At 68.9% G+C, this 18,292-nt stretch carries 16 protein-coding genes; 4 read left to right on the plus strand and 12 right to left on the minus strand.

The window, feature by feature from the left end:
* Positions 1-12 precede the first annotated feature (12 nt).
* On the minus strand, positions 13-714 hold the full coding sequence (locus tag ASE44_RS01905; protein WP_162235723.1) for a TetR/AcrR family transcriptional regulator: 702 nt from the start codon (positions 712-714) through the stop codon (positions 13-15).
* Between the two features lie 94 nt (positions 715-808).
* Between ASE44_RS01905 and ASE44_RS18775 the strand changes: the two genes are divergently transcribed.
* From ASE44_RS18775 to ASE44_RS01920, 3 genes are all read left to right on the plus strand, one after another.
* The gene (locus ASE44_RS18775) at positions 809-1,399 is read left to right on the plus strand and encodes a TetR/AcrR family transcriptional regulator (protein WP_056013755.1); all 591 of its coding nucleotides are present in this window, start codon (positions 809-811) and stop codon (positions 1,397-1,399) included.
* A gap of 109 nt (positions 1,400-1,508) precedes the next feature.
* Positions 1,509-2,069 carry a hypothetical protein gene (locus ASE44_RS18665; RefSeq protein WP_200935824.1) on the plus strand — a complete coding sequence of 187 codons (561 nt, stop codon included), beginning with the start codon at positions 1,509-1,511 and terminating at the stop codon, positions 2,067-2,069.
* A 101-nt stretch (positions 2,070-2,170) separates the two neighbouring features.
* Positions 2,171-2,917, plus strand: coding sequence for a hypothetical protein (locus tag ASE44_RS01920; protein ID WP_056776875.1), 747 nt, complete (start codon positions 2,171-2,173; stop codon positions 2,915-2,917).
* Positions 2,918-3,082: 165 nt separating this feature from the next.
* On the opposite strand, the gene ASE44_RS01925 is transcribed toward ASE44_RS01920, so the two are convergent.
* The 7 genes from ASE44_RS01925 to ASE44_RS01950 all read right to left on the minus strand — a co-directional run bounded on the left by ASE44_RS01925 (position 3,083) and on the right by ASE44_RS01950 (position 12,316).
* Positions 3,083-4,558, minus strand: coding sequence for an alpha-L-fucosidase (locus ASE44_RS01925; RefSeq protein ID WP_082455651.1), 1,476 nt, complete (start codon positions 4,556-4,558; stop codon positions 3,083-3,085).
* The gene (locus tag ASE44_RS18780; RefSeq protein ID WP_164488329.1) at positions 4,555-4,725 is read right to left on the minus strand and encodes a hypothetical protein; all 171 of its coding nucleotides are present in this window, start codon (positions 4,723-4,725) and stop codon (positions 4,555-4,557) included. The genes ASE44_RS01925 and ASE44_RS18780 overlap by 4 nt, the downstream gene beginning before the upstream one ends.
* On the minus strand, positions 4,722-5,672 hold the full coding sequence (locus tag ASE44_RS01930) for a carbohydrate ABC transporter permease (RefSeq protein WP_082455653.1): 951 nt from the start codon (positions 5,670-5,672) through the stop codon (positions 4,722-4,724). The genes ASE44_RS18780 and ASE44_RS01930 overlap by 4 nt, the downstream gene beginning before the upstream one ends.
* Entirely contained in the window at positions 5,672-6,580 is a 909-nt protein-coding gene (locus ASE44_RS01935; RefSeq protein WP_235522519.1) for a carbohydrate ABC transporter permease, read from the minus strand. Before ASE44_RS01935 ends, ASE44_RS01930 begins: the two co-directional genes overlap by 1 nt.
* Positions 6,581-6,652: 72 nt before the next feature.
* A complete protein-coding gene (locus ASE44_RS01940) occupies positions 6,653-7,981 on the minus strand; it encodes a carbohydrate ABC transporter substrate-binding protein (protein WP_056776879.1) in 1,329 nt (442 codons plus the stop codon).
* 94 nt (positions 7,982-8,075) lie between these two features.
* Complete coding sequence (locus ASE44_RS01945) at positions 8,076-11,234, minus strand: discoidin domain-containing protein (RefSeq protein WP_056776882.1); 3,159 nt, start codon at positions 11,232-11,234, stop codon at positions 8,076-8,078.
* Positions 11,234-12,316, minus strand: a complete 1,083-nt coding sequence (locus ASE44_RS01950; protein WP_056776885.1) for a peptidylprolyl isomerase — start codon at positions 12,314-12,316, stop codon at positions 11,234-11,236. The genes ASE44_RS01945 and ASE44_RS01950 overlap by 1 nt, the downstream gene beginning before the upstream one ends.
* 197 nt (positions 12,317-12,513) lie before the next feature.
* Here ASE44_RS01950 and ASE44_RS01955 point away from each other — a divergent pair, with 197 nt between their 5' ends.
* Complete coding sequence (locus tag ASE44_RS01955) at positions 12,514-14,385, plus strand: beta-galactosidase (protein ID WP_082455655.1); 1,872 nt, start codon at positions 12,514-12,516, stop codon at positions 14,383-14,385.
* A gap of 9 nt (positions 14,386-14,394) precedes the next feature.
* Here the strand turns inward: ASE44_RS01955 and ASE44_RS01960 are convergent, their stop codons facing one another.
* The 4 genes from ASE44_RS01960 to ASE44_RS01975 all read right to left on the minus strand — a co-directional run bounded on the left by ASE44_RS01960 (position 14,395) and on the right by ASE44_RS01975 (position 18,223).
* Positions 14,395-15,492, minus strand: coding sequence for a LacI family DNA-binding transcriptional regulator (locus ASE44_RS01960; RefSeq protein ID WP_200920992.1), 1,098 nt, complete (start codon positions 15,490-15,492; stop codon positions 14,395-14,397).
* A 204-nt stretch (positions 15,493-15,696) separates the two neighbouring features.
* On the minus strand, positions 15,697-16,746 hold the full coding sequence (locus ASE44_RS01965) for an aldo/keto reductase (RefSeq protein WP_082455657.1): 1,050 nt from the start codon (positions 16,744-16,746) through the stop codon (positions 15,697-15,699).
* A gap of 58 nt (positions 16,747-16,804) precedes the next feature.
* A complete protein-coding gene (locus ASE44_RS01970; protein ID WP_056776887.1) occupies positions 16,805-17,797 on the minus strand; it encodes a hypothetical protein in 993 nt (330 codons plus the stop codon).
* Between the two features lie 78 nt (positions 17,798-17,875).
* Entirely contained in the window at positions 17,876-18,223 is a 348-nt protein-coding gene (locus ASE44_RS01975) for a GntR family transcriptional regulator (RefSeq protein ID WP_056776889.1), read from the minus strand.
* Positions 18,224-18,292: the final 69 nt, after the last annotated feature.

Consider the following 18,292-nt stretch of genomic DNA (forward strand, 5'->3'; position numbering starts at 1 on the left):
CGGTGGCGGCGGTCACGGGAGGTCCTTTCGGGGAGTGGGGTTGGTGTGGGGGTTCTGGGGGGCGGCTGCGTCGCCGTCGTCCTCGGCAGGCTCGAGCACGGCGCGGTAGGTCGCGAGGCAGTCGCGGATGGAGCCGACGATGTCGAACTCGCCGCCCTCGCCGAGGTCGACGACACCGCTGCCGAACACGCGCGCCATGGTCGTCTTGATCGCCATCCCGAAGAGGTCGGCGCAGGCGCGGGCACGCGGGTCGTCGGCCGGGACGCCTTCCCGCACGGCGATGAGCTCGACGAGCATCTGCTCGCGCTCGCGGTTCAGGCCCATGAAGCGGACCAACAGCTTGGGTTCGCGCTCGAGGGCGGCGTGGAAGTCGACGTGCTCGGCGAGGCCGAACCCGGACCGCTCCGCATGGGCGGCCGCGATGAGCATGAAGTCGTCGAGCACGGCGCGCCACCCTCGCGAGCCGAGGGCGAGGAACTCGGTGGCGAACCGTTCGCTCTCCTCGGACTCGTCGATGCCGAGGACCGCGTCCTCCTTGCTCGGGAAGTAGTTGAAGAAGGTGCGGCGCGAGACGCCGACCTCCTCACAGAGTTCCTCGATGGTGAATCCGTTGAGGCCCTGGGCAGCGGTGAGTCGTCGGGACACCGTCGTCAGGCGTGTGGCGGTCGCGGCCATCCGCTCGGACAGCCGATTCGTCGAAGTTGCACTCTGCATCACGAAGTGCAGTATTGCACTCTCCATCCCAGGGTGCAAGTCGCCCGCTTCGAGCCCGTGCCGAGCTCGCAGCTGCGCTCACTAGAGTGAGCGGATGGACCCCCGCCAGGCACGCACCCGTCGCGCCCTCCGCGAGGCGATCCACACGCTCGCGACGGAGGGTCGCATCGACCAGGTGACGGTCGCGGATGTCGCTCGAGCGGCCGGGATCACCCGCGACACCTTCTACCGGCACGCGCCGACGCCCGTCCATCTGCTCGCCGACGTGCTCGGCGAGGAACTGGACGACACGCTGCGCGCGCACGTGGATCTCCCGGCGGAGAGCGGCTCCGAACTGAGCGTCTTCGACGAGTCGGAGCGCGACCTCCTGCGGCACGTCGCCGAGCACGCGACGATCTACCGCAACGCGATGCAGCCTCGGCTCGTCGGACCACTCCGCGATGCGCTCACCGAACGGATCGAGGCGGCCCTCCGTCACCACCTCGACCGTCACCCGCAGATCGCCCCGCCGCGCGAGGAGGGCGTCGACCCCGAACGACACGTGCGCATGCTCGTCGCTTACGCCGGGGCCGGCACGGTCGCGGCGATCGAGGAGTGGCTCCGCACCGGGGAGCTCGACGACATCGACGCCGCCGCCCGCACCGTCATCGCCGCCTCCCCCGCCTGGTGGCTCGGTCGTCGTTAGGCCGGTTCCAGCCGCCCGGACCGCGCCTATCAAAGACATATGTCGGTGTAGGCATATCTGCTCTGTGGATAACCCCGGGGCGGGTTCCGTCCGCGCCTAGCGTCGAGGGATGCCAGTCACACCACGTCCTCGCACCCATTCCGCCCTCGCCCTCGCGGCGGGCCTCCTCGCCCTGACGGCGTGCTCCGGCCCGGATCCCGCGCCGCCGCCGAGCAGCGCCCCGCCGGTGTTCGCCAGCGAGGAGGAGGCACTCACCGCGGTGACGGAGACGTACCAGCGGTTCCAGCAGCTGTCGTACCAGATCCTCGCGGAGGGAGGGGCTGACCCCGAGCGAATTCGATCGCTGACCTCGGACGAGGTAGCGGAAACGGAGATGGACGGATATCGCCGCGCAGCAGATCAGGGATATGTGTTCACCGGGGCGCCAACCATCCAGTCCACTGCCCTGGATCTCTGGTTGCCCTACCCAGACCCCCTGCAGGTGGTGGCTCGGGCGGAGCTCTGCATCGACATATCGAATGTCCAGGTGGTCGACGGCGCAGGCACGTCGGTCGTGTCGACGGAACGGCAGCCCCAGTCCTTGTGGTCGGTCGACATCTCCTACCGGGAGAACGATCAGACGCTCATCGTGGGCGCCAAGGAGAAGGTGGACGATCGATGCGACGACTGAACGCTCGCCGTCCGGCGGTCATCGCCGTTGGAGCTCTCGTCATCGGCTTGTTCATCGCGGTGGCGCCTGGAAGTGTCGCAGTGGCTGCGCAGTGTTCAGATGTGGACCACGCCATCGGCGCCTGCATCGGCAATGGTTCGGTCGACATCGGTGGCAGCGTCGAGCGGCCCGGGACCGGTGGTGGGGGCTCCGGCGGCTCAGGCGGTGGTGACAGCGGTGGCGGTTCGACCGAGCTCCCGCCCGGCGTCACCGACGGACCCAACGGCGAGCGCACTGTGTGCAGTCTCGTGCGTCCCGACGACTGCTACACGATCACCCCCGGCGAGCTGATCCCCGGTTTCGAACCCACACCCGCCGCACAACCGGTCACCATCCGGGACCTCATCAGCTTCGCGCCCGCCGCCCCGACCGTCACCACCGAACCAGGGAGCTGGGGTGTGCGCGGGCTGCACACGAACGTGATCGCCGGTGCATCAGGCCACACCCGCTCGGGCACTTTGCTCGGTCAGACGGCGGAGGTGAACTTCATCCCCGTCGGGTTCACCATCGACTACGGCGACGGCACCACCGCCACCAGCAGCACCGGTGGTGCCACCTGGGCGTCCCTCGGGCTCCCCGAGTTCTCCAAAACGCCGACCAGTCACCGGTACACGACCGTCGGGACCAAGACCATCACCGCTGAGGTGGAGTACGCGGCCGAGTACCGGGTCGGCGACAGCGGTTGGCTTCCCGTGATCGGGACCCTGACCATCCCGACGGACACTCCGCACCCCATCCAGATCGTCCGCAACGCGACGGTCGGTGTCGACAAGCCCTGCCGACCCGGCACACCCGCCCTCGGCTGCTGAACCCCGCACCGGTTCACTGCCGTGAGCGCGCCCCGGCGGCGTGAGCGCACCTCTCCGGCGGCCCGCGCCCACGTCACCGGGGCGCGCCCGCGCCCGCAACACCGCGCTCACGCCAGCGCACCGCGCCGGCACAACGCGCTGACGCAGACCGGCGGAGGAAGAGCGTCAGGAGGTGGTGAAGACCGAGATCCGCGCGAGGTGCGGCTGCGCTCGGCATGCGGTGATCGTGACGCGCAACTCGGTCGTCTCGACCGCGTCGAATCGGAGGATCCGCTGAGCTCCCACGGTCGCCGCCGAAGCGAGCACCCGCGGCACACCGTCGGTATCCAGCGCCGAGACCTCGACCCCTTCGACCACCTGGCCATGTGCGATCGCCTCCCGCACACTCACTCCGGACACCGGCTGCGGTCGGTCCCATCGGAACCGCAGGGTCGGCAGGGGATCGTCGTCGTCCGGGCGCCACGTCACCACGTCCAGCTGCGACCCGGTCCCCGTGATCGACGCGGCCGGCACCGGCGCGCTCGACATCGTGAGCAGTGCGGAGCCTGCGACGTCGAGCCGCTCCAGCTCGTCGATCAGTCGGCCGAGACCGGCGAGGCTCTCGAGGTCGGGCTCCGCGATCACCCCGTCGCGGGTCGGCGGCAGGTTGAGCAGGAACGTCGCGTTCCCGCCGACGCTGCGCTCGTAGATGTCGAACAGCTCCTCCGCGGAGCGCACGAGCCCGTCCTCGGCGGGGTGGTGGAACCAACCCGGACGGATCGAGGTGTTGACCTCGGCCGGGTACCAGACGAGCGGCTCCGTGGTCGCGACGATCGCGGCGCGACTGCCGAGGTCTTCCTCGTCGGACTGCACCGCCCGCGAGAAGAGCCCGTCGTCGACCTGCTGCGAGCGGTCGGCGGTGCGCTCCGCGTCGCGCAACGACGCCGGCACCACACTCCACTCGTCCGCGCGGGTCGATCCGGCCTCATTCCCGCACCAGCGCACATCCGGCCCGCACACGCTGATCGCCGCATTCGGCTGGAGTTCGCGGACGACGGCGTAGTAGCGGTCCCAGTCGTACAGCTGCTTCTTGCCGTTCGGCCCCTCACCGTTCGCGCCGTCGAACCAGACCGAGAACAACTCGCCGTAGCCGCTGAGGAGTTCGGTGAGCTGCGCGACGAAGAAGTCGTCATAGGCGTCACCCGAGCCGTAGCTGGCCTCGGCGCGATCCCAGGGCGACAGGTAGACACCGAACGCGAGCCCGGCCGCCCGGCACGCCGCCGCGACCTCGGCGACGAGATCGCCACCGCCATCGCGCCACGGGCTCGACGCGACGGAATGGTCGCTCACGGCTGTCGGCCACAGCGCGAACCCGTCGTGGTGCTTGCAGGTGAGGATGAGCCCGCGCATGCCGGCGCTCTTCGCCGCGGCGACCCACTGCTCGGCGTCGACGCCGGACGGGTCGAACACGGCGGGCGATTCGGTGCCGTCACCCCACTCCCGGTCGGTCATCGTGTTGACCCCGAAGTGGATGAAGCCGTAGAACTCCATCCCCTGCCAGGCGAGCTGCCGCGGCGACGGCACGACGGCGACCGCCTCGGCCAGACGCTGCTCAGTGTCGATCACCGGTCCGGCCGAACCGTCGGCCCCCGCGCGGCTCATCGGAACTTCCGGTTGTACAGGGCGAGCAGCGTGATCAAGCCGGCGAGCCCGAGGAGCATCACCCCGAGGTTCACCCACCCCACCGACTGGTTGGCGATGATCACCGCGGCCACGCAGCTCACGAACACGACCGCCGCGACGACGACTCCCACACGTTCCTTGGTCATTCCTTCAGCCCTCCGGCTCCGACGTTCTGCAACAGACGTTTCTGGATGATGATGTAGAGGATCACGACAGGGATGATGACGATCACCATACCCGCGTACAACCGGCCGTAATCGGCGGCCGCGCGCTGCGCCTGGAACAGGTTCAGCAGCCCCACCTGCAGGGTCTTGTTCTCGCCCGGGATCAGCGACAACGAGATGATGTAGTCGTTCCAGTAGCTCAGGAAGTTGAACAGGATCGCCGTGCTGATGGCCGGCATCGCCATCGGCAGCATGACCGTCCGCATCGTGCGGAACCGCGACGCGCCATCGAGCGTCGCGGCCTCCTCGTAGGACACCGGGATGGTGCGGAAGTAGGCGAGCAGCAAGTAGATCGTGAACGGGAGCGACGTCGCAGCGTAGACGAGCCCGAGGACGAACAGGTTGTCGATGAAGAAGCCGCTCGGCATGAACGTCCGCAGGGCCTTGTCCCACCCGAGGAGCATGAGGAAGATCGGGATGACGATGTAGTTCACGTTGATGAACAGGCCCGCGAGCAGCAGCGTTTCGAGGATCGACTTGCCGCGGAACTCGAACCGGGCCAGCGCATACGCGGCCGGCACGGCGATGATGAGGACGAAGCAGAGGCCGACGACCGTGACGAGCAGCGAGTTGAGCAGGTAGGGGCCCATGTTCGCGTCGACGAACGCGTCGACGAAGTTCTGCCAGTGCAGACCCTCGGGCAGCGCCCACGGGTTGCCGTAGAACTCGCCCTTGGTCTTGACCGAGGCCATGACGACCCAGAGCACGGGCACCAGGATCATGAGCGAGATGAGGATCAGGACGAGGTTCGAGATCCAGGACACCGGCTTGCGGCGACGGACGCGCAGACGGGAGGTGGGTCCGGGTGGAACCGAGGATGACGGCGGTGTCACGATCGGCGGGACGGGAGCTGAGGTGGTCGTGGTCATCAGAACTGGAGGACCTCTCGCTTGGTCGCACGGCTGATGATGAGCGCCGCGAGGAATGAGAACAGGAAGATCGCCGTCCCGATGGCCATGCCGTAGCCGTAGCTCGAGTTCGTGTACGCCTGCTTGTACATGTAGTCGAGGAGGACCTCGGAGGAACCGTCGGGGCCGCCACCGGTGAGGGCCCGGACGAGCACGAAGGCGAGGTTGATCGAGCTGATGATGAAGAAGATCAGGGAGGTGCGGAGCGTCTCCCAGACGAGCGGCAGCGTGACGTCGAAGAACTGCCGGAACGGGCCGGCCCCGTCGAGCGCTGAGGCCTCGTAGATCTCCGCCGGGATGTTCGACATGCCCGACATGTAGAGGACGAGGTAGTAGCCGAGCGACTGCCACACCATCGCAAAGGCGATGCTGTACATGATGATCTTCTGGTCGCCGAGCCAGACCTGCGACAACGACTCGAGGCCGAGGAAGGTCAACGAGCCGTTGATGAGCCCGTTCTGCTGGTCGTACACGGCGGAGAAGATCGCGGCGACGACGACGATCGACAGGACGCTCGGCAGGTAGAGCACGAAGCGGTAGAGGTTGCGGGCGCGCACCTTGCCCTGCGTCATGACCCCGGCGAGCACGAGCCCGCCGGCCATCGTCACGATGGAGACGACCACGAGGAGGAAGACGGTGTTCTGGAACGCCCGCACGAACTGCATGTCGCCGGCGAGGGCGACGAAGTTGTCGAAGCCGGCGAACGTGGGGGTGCCGCCGACGCCGGTCCAGTTGTAGAGCGACATCCGGAACACGTCGAAGGTCGGGACGACCATGAAGAGCACATAGAGGATGATCGCGGGCGCGACGCACAGCAGCACGAAGCGGTTCTTCCCACGGGTGTTGAGGGAGACGGGGCGTCTGGCCACGGCGCGTCCTTTCTGCGAGGAGGGGGGGGTGTGCCCGTCCGAAAGGGGATCGGACGGGCACACCGGTCGGGATCAGCCCGCGAGCTGGTCGGTGAGCTTGTTGCTCGCCTCGTTGACCTGGTTCTGCCAGTCCTCGAGGGTGGTGGTGCCGGAGAGGACACTGTTGGCCGCGTCGAACAGCGTGGCCTTGAGGTCGACACCGGGGACCGGCTTGGTCGCGGCGAAGGCACCGACGACGGCCTCGACACCGGGCTCGCTGTAGACGGCGTAGAAGTCCTTCGCCTCACCGGTCAGGCGCTCCGGGAGTCCCTGGATCGGCTGGATGGCGTTGGCCTTCGCGAAGATGTCAGCGGCCTCGTCCGAGTACAGGTACGCGATGAAGTCCTTCGCCGCGTCCTTGTTCGTGGCCTCCTTCGGGACCCACGCCGACTCGACGAACGTCGTCAGGTAGCGCGTGCCGTCGGTCTCGGGAGCGGGGACCGGGGTGAGCCCCCACTGGAACCCGTCGGTGCGTGGGGCGTCCTTCATCTCGTTGGCGATCCACGACCCGTTCGGCATGAACAGCGTGGTGCCGTCGAGGATGGTCTGCTGGTTCTTCGTGAAGTCCTGACCGTTGGCGTAGCCGACCGTGGTCGGCGCTGCGTAGCTGAGGAGCTTCGTCGTCAGTTCGAGGGCCTCGGTCGCGTCGTCGGACTTCCACACGTCCTTCTTGTAGGTGAGGACGTCGTTGAGGAACTCCGGCCCGCCCACCGCGGACAGCAGCGAGAAGAAGTACGAGTCGAGGTAGCCGGCCGTCGGGTAGGTGAAGAGCGAGATGCCCTCCGCCTTCGCCTCGTCGCCGAGTTCGAACATCTCGTCCCAGGTGGTGGGGACGGTCCAGCCGTTGTCGGCGAACAGCTTCTGGTTGTAGACGAGGCCCGTGGGCGACGCGTACATCGGCATGAGGTAGACCTCGTCGTCACCGTAGGGGTTGGTGTTGAGGTTGCCGACGATGCCGGGGGTCAGCTTGTCGCCGACGGTGACGTCCTCGCCGGGGATCTTCGCGTCGAGGACGCTCGTGAGGTCCTCGAGGTTGCTGTCGCGGACGAAGGACTCGGTGAAGCCCTCCTTGGCGCCGAGGCCGAGGACGACGAGGTCGGGGTAGTCGCCGGCCGCGACCTGCGGGGTGAGCTCGTCGGCGAGGGTCTTGCTCGTCGTGAGCTTGATCTTCACGTCGGGGTTGAGCTTCTCGTAGGCCGCGACGACCTCCTCGTACATCTCGGAGCCGTAGCCGCCTTCGAATGCGGCGATCTTCAGGGTGTCGGCGTCGTCGCCGCTCGTGCCGGAGTTTCCCGCGCAGCCGGCGAGCATGCCGACCGTCGCGACGGCGGCGATGACGCCGACGGTTCTCGTGTGCTTCATGACAGGGGTCCTTCCCAGTGCTGGTGGGTGCTGCAGGGGGTGGTGGGGAGTGCGGTGATGCGGTTGCGGGCATGGGCGAGGTCGCTGCGGTCCGTCATCGGTTCATGGCCGATGCGCGACGGGCTCGCAGGGTGAGTGCTGCTGCTCCGGCCAGCAGGAGCAGGATCCCCGCGGCTGCCGGTGCGAGACCGTCGACTCCGGTGCTCGCGAGCGAGCCGCCGGCGGAACCGGTACCGGTGGCGCCAGATCCACCGGTACCGGGGCTTCCTGCGCTGGGCGTGCCGGGTGTGCCCGGTCCACCCGGCGTGACCGGGGTGCCGCCACCGGGCTCGAAGGCCTCGATCGCGGCGTTCAGCGCGACGACCGCTGCCTGCACGTCGGCGTTCGTCACGGCGGTGTTGCCGGTCGCGACGGTGTCGCGGTTGACGAGCGCCAGGACGGCTTCCGCGGAGGCGATCGCCGCGGTCAACGTCTCGGCTCCGTCGGCCGCCGGAGCGGCGGCGCGCGCCGACTGCGCTGCGGGCGCTGACGAGGCGAGGAGGGCCTTCGCCGTCGCGATCGACGCCGCGAGTTCCGTCGTGTCGACGATCTCCACCGTGACCCGCTCGGTCGTGTTCGAGCCGAACTCGAAGACGACCCCGGAGGCACCGAGCTCCTTGTCGGCGGCGAACGCGTTCGTGAGCGTGATCGTCGCGCCGTCCGCCGTGTCGGTGCGGACGAAGTCGGCGTCGTCGAGGCTGCCGACGATCGCGCCGGAGGGCTGGACGTACCGGAGACCGGTGAGGGTGTCACCGTCGAGGTCGACCGTGAACGTCGGCAGGTTGTCGGGGTCCTCCGCCATCGCGGCGTTCTTGTCCATGACCGCTGCCGTGGGGGTCACCGTGGGATCGGTGGCGACGACCGCGCTGTTGAAGACGCTGATGGCGGTGAGGGTCGGTGCGAAGACCTGACCGGGCAGCAGGCTCTCGAGCGACACCCGGAGCTTCGAGCTGGTGATCGAACCGAAGTCCTTCACGACCTTGCTCGCTCCGATCCCCGTCTGGGAGGAGAAGCCCACCCAGGCACCGGCGGCCGCGTCCCACCGCTGGAGGGAGAAGGCGTTGACGCGGGCGTCGGTACCGGAGTCGGTGAACTCCGAGAGGTCGACCTCGTCGAACGTCGTGTCGGCACCGAAGTCGATGTCGATCGTCAGGGGGTAGGTGGCGTCGTCCGCACCGGCCCAGCGTGTCGCCGGATCACCGTCGACGAGCTTGCCCGCGTTGAACTCGAAGTCGTTGTGCGGGTGCGTGCTACTGGCGACGATCGGCTTGCCCTTGGCAAGGTCGACGCGGGTGTCGACGCCCTCGTTCTCGATCGGGTCGGTGTCGACCGGGTTGTCGACCTTCGCACCGACCGCGGCCTCGTACAGCCCGATGTCGACGCCGTCACCGTAGTAGAGCTCGGTGCCGAAGAAGTCGTCGGAGCCGATGCGCTCGTTGTAGCGACCGGCGTCGATCAACGGCGAGGTCTCCTGGAGCTTGAACAGCGAGGCCGAGTCGCGGATGGCGTCGACGCCGGCATCCTTCGCGTAGTCGGCCGGGTTCCCGACGAACTCCGGATCGCCGATGACGGCCCGCTTGTCCACCGGCTGGTTGGCCGACTGCTTGCCGCTCGCCTCGAAGTAGGCGTTGTTCGAGAACACGCCCTTGTCGAGGCCGCCCGCCTTCCGCGCCCAGTTCGTGGACGTGGTGGTGGAGGTGTTGTAGAAGACGTTGTTCGCGAAGTAGACGCGGTCCTTCAGCACCTCGTCGTGGAAGCTCTCCAGCTCGGCGCCGTCGTAGACGAAGACGTTGTTGAGGATGTACGTGGGCGAGTAGTTCGACGACAGCATGTTCTTGAAGATCACACCGTTGTCGTTGACGCTGAGGTTGTAGCGGGCGATCGAGTTGGAGCTGTTGCCCATGTAGGACATCCAGCCGCCCTGGTTGTCGTGCGAGTAGTTGTGCTCGTAGACGACGTTGAAGTTCGTGAACTCGAGGTCCCACGGCGTCGCGTCGTACTCGTTGGCGGGGCCGCCGTAGATCTCGTTGAAGCGCATCACACTGTCGGCACCGGCCCACAGGTAGAGGCCGGCGGAGACCTGGTTGTAGCGCTCGAGCCAGCCGTTCGCCTCGTTGTACTCGGCGGTGAGGCGCTGGGTGTTCGCGAACTGGAACGGGCCCTGGCCGGTGCTCTCGGCGTAGTTGTGGCTGATCGTCACGTCGCGGCTGTAGAGGTCGCGGTCGCGGACCCAGAGCTGTTCCCAACCCTCGTGGTACTTGCCGGAGGCGTCCGTCTGGCCCTGCTGATCGCCGAACCAGTTGAAGGCGAACTGCACGGCGTGCAGCTCGACGTTCTCGAAGGTGTTGTCCTGGATGCTGATGTCCTCGAAGTGGTGGCCACCCGTCGGGTACGCCGTGTACTGCTGGGAACCGAAGACCTGGAAGTTGACGCCCGCGTAGTGGATCTTCTGCCACGAGGACGGACCGTCGATGTCGTGCGCGAAGACGTTCGTGACGCTGATGCCGCGCATGATCGAGTCGGCACCGGCCTCGAGCTTGTCGGCGTTGATCGACACGGAGACACCGTCGCGGACGTAGCTGCCGGTGGTGATGTCGGTGGCGAAGTCGTCGTCGTTCGACACCTCGAGGTTCGCGATGTGGACGTACTGCTGGTTACGCAGGATCACGGCACCGGTCAGTCCGACGGTCTCGGGGTTCTTCACGCCCGGGCTCGTGAACGGGCTGGGGACCTGTCCGTTCGTCGCGATGTAGGGGCGACGCGCATCGGCGGCTCCATAGGCGTCGATGACGATGGGCGCCGCCTCGGTCCCGGAACCCTTCGGCCACAGGGAGGTGTCGGACCAGGTCTCCCCGGCCTTCAGGAGGACGCGGTCGCCCGGCGCGAAGGTCTTGGCGTTGACGGGCGTGAAGCTCTTCCACGCCGTGTCGGCCGAGGTGCCCGCTGCGGCGTCGTCACCGGCGGTCGCGTCGACGAAGTAGTCCGTGCCACCCGTCGTGTTCGGGGTGTCACCGGCCCAGCCGGTCGGAGCGACGGCCGCCTGGACGGCGGCGTCGGGGGTGGTCGGGGCCGCCGACGCCGCCGGCGCGAAGGCCGTGACGAAGAGTGCGGTGAGCCCGAGAGCGGCAAGCCCTCGGAGGGCGGGGTGGTGTGCGGACCGGTTCCGACGTCTGCGTCGGGGTTCCGGGATCGCCGCGGGGGTGGCGGTGTTCATCAGTGCGTGTCCTCCATCGTGAGTTGGTGCAGGGCGTTGCTGTCCATCTGGCGGTCTTGGGCTGCGACGCGCTCGGCGATGAGCGCGTCGAGGGCGTCGTTCACGAGCTGGGCTCGGATGCGGCTGGCATAGGCGGCGAAAGCGGCGTCGCGGTCGACGGTGACGGTGTCCACCCGGTAGACCACGTGGTCGCCCTGCTCCACGACGGGCGAACTGAGCGCGCCGACGGGCAGGGTGGCGACCTCGGCGACCAGGCGCGGGTCGGGCGTGCGGGACCCGCCGTCGAGGAGACCGGTGGCACCGTCGAGGGTCGAAGCGGAGACCGTCGCGCCGGTGCTGCCGACGGCGTCGACACCCTCCGTCGCGAGCCGGGCGGCGAACTGCTCGGCCGTGGTCGAGGCGAGTGGTACGGCGATCCGCGTGAGGGCGTAGGTGCTCGCGTTCAGCGTCCAATCGTCGGCGTGCGCGTCGAACGTGTCGCGGACCTGCGCCTCCGAGACGTCGATGAGCGGGTCGTCTCCCGAGCTCACGGCCGAGGCCAGCTTGGTCCGGACGTCGTAGAGGAGCCGACCGTAGAACTCCTGCGCGCGGAAGGAGGTGAGCCCATAGACGACCTCTCCCTCGCCGAGCTGTGCGGCGCGCGCCGTGTTGGTGTCGGCGAGCGTCTGTTCGAATCCCGCGAAGTCCGTGAACGGCACCAGCCCGTGTTCGTGGCCGAGCTCGAAGACGACGCGGTCGGCCGCGAGCTCGTCGAGGGCGGCCGTGCGCAGGCGGTCGATCGCCGTCGTGTCGCCGAGCGGTGCATCCCAGTCGACGGTCGCGGAGCCGGTCTCGACGAGGACCTCGTTCTCGATCGCGGGGCGGACACGTTCCATGTGGAAGAGCAGCTCGTCGCGGGTGACCGTGGTGCCACCGATCGTCCCCAGCTCCGCGGGAGCCGCTCCGGCCCCGGTGACCGCGACCCCGGCGACGACGACGCCCGCGAGGACCGCTGCGCCGGCGGCGACGAGCAGACGTGTCCGGCGACGACCGCGTTGCCGTGCTGCACGGAGGCCGTGAGCGGAAGCGTCGGTGCTGTTCATCGGTGCGGCCTTTCCGTGGAAGTGGAGCGGGGTCGGCGGTGGTTGGGAGTCATGCTGGCAGAAAATGATACGGATAACAATCGTCGACACGAAAGCGTTACAAAGTGGCTCAAAGCCGATGAATAGAGGCTTGGCATCCATAACATGCATGCCTCATAGTGGAAGCCTGCACGCTGATTCGAGGAGACGACCGCACCATGACGAAGTTCGCCGACGCTGTCGGTTCAGCCCTTCCCCGCGTCGCGGACGAGCCGCAGCCCGCCGTCCCCGCGGCGCTGCACTGGGGCGACGGGAAGCTGTTCCGCAACGGCGTCCCGCACTCCATCCGGTCCGGATCACTGCACTACTTCCGGGTCGTCCCGGAGCACTGGCGCGACCGGATGCTCCGGTTCGTCGACCTCGGCCTCAACTCCATCGACACCTACATCCCCTGGAACTTCCACCAGCCCCAGGTCGACGCGGCACCCGGGTTCACCGGCTGGCGCGACATCGGTGCCTTCATGGACACCGCCGCCGACCTCGGTCTCGACGTGCTGCTCCGACCCGGCCCGTACATCTGCGCGGAGTGGTCGAACGGCGGCCTGCCGGCCTGGCTCACCGCCCGCGACATCACGCTCCGCAGCTCGGACCCGGGTTACCAGCAGCCGGTCGAGACCTGGTTCGAGGAGCTCATCCCCCGGCTCGCGCCCTACCAGGCCGTCCACGGCGGGCCGGTCGTCGCCGTGCAGGTCGAGAACGAGTACGGCAGTTACGGCGACGACGCCAGGTACCCCGGCTGGCTCGCCTCGCTCCTGCGCCGACTCGGCGTGCAAGAGCTGCTCTACACCGCCGACGGGCCCACCGATCTGATGATCGACGGCGGCTCGATCCCCGGCATCATGATGGCCGCCACGCTCGGTTCGAAGCCGGATGAGGCTCGCGCCCTGCTCCGGAGCCGCCGGCCCGACGAGCCCTTCTTCGTCGCGGAGTTCTGGAACGGATGGTTCGACCACTGGGGCCAGCCGCACCACGTGCGCGACGCCGACAACGCCGCCGAGGTGGCGCGAGGCATCCTGACCGACGGCGGGAGCATCAGCATCTACATGGCGCACGGCGGGACCAACTTCGGCCTCTGGTCGGGGGCGAACGTCGTCGATGGCGAACTGCGGCCGACCATCACCAGCTACGACTCCGACGCGCCGATCGCCGAGGACGGCCGACTCACGCCCAAGTTCTTCGCCCTCCGCGAGGCCCTCGGCATGGCGGACCAGCCGCTGCGCTCGCCCGAGCTCCGGTACCTGCCGGAACGGCGCGTGCCACTGCAGCACGGCGCCGGCCTGCTCGACGCCCTCGGTGGGCTCGGCGGTCCGCTCGGCGAGCGGACCGCGTCACCGGCGTCCTTCGAAGACCTCGACGTCGACGGCGGTCTGGTCGTCTACGAGGCGGACGTCCTCCTCCCCGACCGCCCGGTCGAGCTCGTGTTCGACGGCGTCGCCGACCGCGCCCAGATCTTCCTCGACGGCGAGCACCAGGCGACGATCACGGCGGCCGGTACGGTGACCGTGATCGGTACGGGACTCGTCTCGAAACTGACGGTCGTGGTGGAGAACCTCGGCCGCGTCAACTACGGACCGCAGTTGGGCGCCCGGAAGGGCCTGCTCGGCCCGGTGCTCGTGGAGCGTCGTCTCGTGCACGGCTGGCGAGCACGGCCCGTCGCACTCGACCGCCTGGACGCCCTGCACCTGCGGTCGGTCGTCGAACGGTCGGTCATCGAGCGGTCAGGAGACGCAGCCACGCCCGACGGTACGGGCGACGGCGGTCTGTCGAGCGGGACCTTCCACGTCGACGAACCACTCGACACCCACCTGCGGCTCCCCGGGTTCACGAAGGGGTTCGTCTGGATCAACGGCGCGCTACTCGGCCGGTACTGGAACATCGGTCCGCAGCAGACGCTCTACGTTCCCGGGCCGCTCCTGCGGTCGGGGTCGAACCGGATCGTCGTCCTCGAACTGCACCGATCGGGATCCGGCGTCGAGTTCGTCAGCCGCCCGGAGCTCGGACCGACCGAGGAGTACGTCGAGGAGTTCTGAGCCCGGCGCTCAGTGCGCCGTGCCGGGCGCTGCGGTGCTCCCGCGGACGATCAGCTCCGGCAGCATGACGACCGTCTCGCGCTCCGCCGCGGGCTCCTCGATCAGCGTGAGCAGATGTTCGACGGCGACGCGACCCATCTCGCTGAACGGCTGCCGGATGGTCGTCAGTGGCGGCGAGGCGTACTGCGCCAGGGCGATGTCGTCCATCCCGATGACGGACACGTCGCCCGGCACACTTCGGCCGAGTTCGGCGAGGGCACGCAGCACCCCGAACGCCATCTCGTCGCTCGAGACGAAGATCGCCGTGACGTCCGGCATGCGACCGAGGAGGAGGCCGTTGCGGTAGCCCGACTCCGGGCTCCAGTCGCCGTACAGGACGGGTGGTTCGTCGATGCCGCGGTCGCGCAGGGCGGCCTGCCAGCCGATCGTCCGGCCTCCTGCGTCCTTCCAGGCCGTCGGGCCGCTCAGGTGCCAGACGGTCTCGTGCCCGAGGTCGAGCAGGTGCTCCGTCGCCATGCGGCCGGCGGCCTCCTGGTCCACCCGGACGATCTCGTCGGCGAAGGACTCGAGGCCGTCGATCACGACCGTCGGCAGGTCGGCCGTCACCCGCAGCAGGGAGACCTCGTCCCAGATCGGAACGGCGATCACGAGTCCGTCGACGCCCTGGTTCCGGAGCCGGTCGATGGCGTCGGTGATGGACGCGGCGGACAACGAGGTCGTCCCGGCTGCGCTCACGAAGTAGTCGTGCTGGTGCGTCGCGCGTTGGATGCCGAGCATCATCGACGAGCGCGCGTAGTAGTCGGTCTCGTGGGTGAGGACGCCGATGGTGCGGCTGCGGCCGGTGACGAGCGCGCGGGCGAGCCCCGTCCGTCGGTAGCCCGTCTGCTCGACGGCCGCCTCCACCTGGAGCCGGGTCACCTCGGTCACGTTGTCGAGGCCGCGGAGCACCCGGGAGACGGTCTGCGGGGAGACACCGGCGATCGCGGCGACGTCGGCCATCGTGGGCATGCGGGTGCGCTTGTCGCGTTGCTTGCGCCTCCCAGGCGGTCCCGGCTCGCCCTTCGGTGCTGGTGCGTCGAGCGCTGTCGGTCCCCCGGATGACGTCATTTCCACATGTTAGCCAATGGCACGGATAACACCCGCAGCCCCTCCGGTGGGGCCGGCGCGGTGCGGTGACGCGAATGCGCTCGAGTCGGCGTGGCCGCGCCCCGCAGCCGTGGGCGCGCCCCTCTGGAGACCCGCGCTCACGTCACAGACCCGCGCTCACGTCAGCGCACCGCGCTGGCGGAGGGAATGCCCCGCTCGACCGCGTCAGAGGAGTCCTTCGCGACCGCCCGACACCCAGTTCGGATCGGCGGAACGCGGCCCGCTGACCTGCTCGGCGTAGGTGTCGATCTCGGCACGGATCTCATCGGTCAGTTCGACGTCGAAGGCCGCGAGGTTCGCCCGGAGGTGGGCGACGCTGCGGGTACCGGGGATCGAGACGACCCTCGCCCCGAGCTGCCGCCCGCGGTCGTGCACCCACGCGAGCGCGAGCGCCTCAGCGGTCGTCCCCAGCCGGCGGGCGAGGGTCCGGAACCGGGCGGCGAGCTCGAGGTTCGCCGCGAGGTGCTCCGGCTGGAACCGCGGGAAGTTGGCGCGCGTCCCACCGAGCGGCACAGTCTCGGCCGTGAAGTCCTCCGTGAACAGGCCGCGGGACAACGGCGAGAACGCGACGACCGTGACGCCCAGCTCGGCCGCCGTCGGCACCACATACGTCTCGATGTCGCGGCTGACGATGCTCCATTCCGACTGGATCGCAGCGATCGGGTGCACGGCGTGGGCACGACGGAGCTCCTCGCCGGTCGCCTCCGACAGGCCGATGCGGAGCACCTTGCCGGCGGTCACGAGTTCGGCGAGCGCCCCCACGGTCTCCTCGATGGGGATGTTCGGGTCGACCCGGTGCTGGTAGTAGAGGTCGAGGTGGTCGGTGCCGAGTCGGGCGAGCGAGCGGTCGATCTGCTCGTGGAGGTGGGCGCGATCGCCGCGGACACCGCGCTTGCCGATGCCCTCGCCCGTGACGATGCCGACCTTGGAGGCGAGGAACACCTCGTCGCGACGCCCGGCCAGGTATCGGCCGAGGAGTTCCTCGCTTCGGCCGTCGCCGTAGACGTTCGCGGTGTCGATGAGGTTCGCCCCGCCCGCCAGGGTCGCGTCGAGGACCGCGGTGACGTCGGCGTCGGCGATCGCGCCGTACGTGCCCGCGATCGACATCGCACCGTAGCCGATGGCGCCGACCTCGGCGGCGTCACCGTCCGTCCCGATGGTCGTGGTGGGCAGTGCGGTCGTCGACGGTCCGGTCGCCAGGGGTGCTTCGCTCATGGACTCACCGTATTGGCTCACCGGCGCCGCGAGGCCCCGATCGTCATGCGCGGCAATCTCAGACGCGGGCTGCGGCGCGGGCCACGAGCGCCTGCAGGAGCGCGGCGGGTTCCTCGGGGTCGTCGATCGTGATCGCGAACTGCTTGCCGGAGGTGGTCGTGACCACGAGGCCGGGGCCGGAGCGCAACACGACGGCCGAGCGGCCGGGCATGACCCGGTAGCCCCAACCACCCCAGTCCATCGGGCGGATGTCGGTCGCCTCGACGACGTCGACCTGATCGAGCGGGATGCGCTTCATCGGGATGCCGAAGAGCGAGACGACGCGGAGGCCGCGCCAGTCGACACTGACGCGCAGGCGGATGAACGAGGCGCAGAGGAGGGTCGCGAGGGCGAGGATCGACAGACCGAACGTCGCGACACCCGACTCGCCGTCCAGCAGGATCGGCGTGTACGCGACGGCACCGATGGCGACGAGGCCGAGCGTGATCCACAGGAACATGAGGGCCGTGACGCTGCGACTCCACGCACCGACCTCGGTCTCCCCGAGGTCCATCGGCGCCGGTCGTGCAGTCGCACCGGCGAGCAGCGGCCGGGCCGGCAGGATCGCCGCGGGGATGACGCCCCAGAGCGCGCATGCGGTGAGCGGGAGGACCCACCAACCGAGGACGGCGCCATCGACCGATCCCGCCTGGAGCGTGAGCCACGTGGGGATGACCCAGACGGCGGCGGCCGATCCCGCGGCGATGCCGAGGATCAGGACGATCATGCGCTTGGTCCGCATGGAGGGCCGTGGCAGGGCGAGCAGGATGATGGCTGCGATCGCGACGACGGACGCGATGATCAACGTCACGACGAAGACACCCGCGGCGGGCTGCGAGTCGTCCGGTGCACCAGTGCCCGACCAATGCGAGGCGACGTCGACCGGGAGCGCATCGCCCCAGACGAGCCGGGTGATGGCGATCGCGATCGCCGGGACGGCCATGGCGAGGCCGGCCAGGACGATGCGTCCGCGAGCTGGTGCTGCCGGTGGCGGTGTGGTGGTGTCGTGCATGTGCTCCCCCTGAGCTGCTGCGGTGGTCGGCGATGATGCTGCGCGGACGGTCGGTGTCGCGCGTGGTGGATGGACCGGTCAGGCGCGTTCGATCATCCGGTTGAGGTCCCGAGGCGAGATGCCGAGCTTGCGGGCCTCGGCGACCAGTTGGTTGACGAGCTCCTCGACCCGCACGAGGCCGGGGACGGCGTCCTCCCGCACCCATGCGCCTCGCCCCTGCCGCATGCCGATGAGTCCGGCGTCGCGGAGCTCTCCGTAGGCGCGGAGGACCGTGTGCATGTTGATCTGCAGCGCCCGCGCGAGGTCGCGAGCGGGCGGCAGCCGCTCCCCCGGACCGAGGTCACCCGAGGCGATCCCCGACCGCACCTGCACAGCGATCTGCTCGGCGAGGGAGGTCGTCGAGGTCGGATCGATGCGGAACAACATGTTTGCAATGCTACTAGAACAATGCATTCCCTGCCAGGGACACCCGTCGGCTTGAAGGCCAGCGCGGTG

Source organism: Plantibacter sp. Leaf1 (assembly GCF_001421315.1).
Lineage (GTDB): Bacteria > Actinomycetota > Actinomycetes > Actinomycetales > Microbacteriaceae > Plantibacter.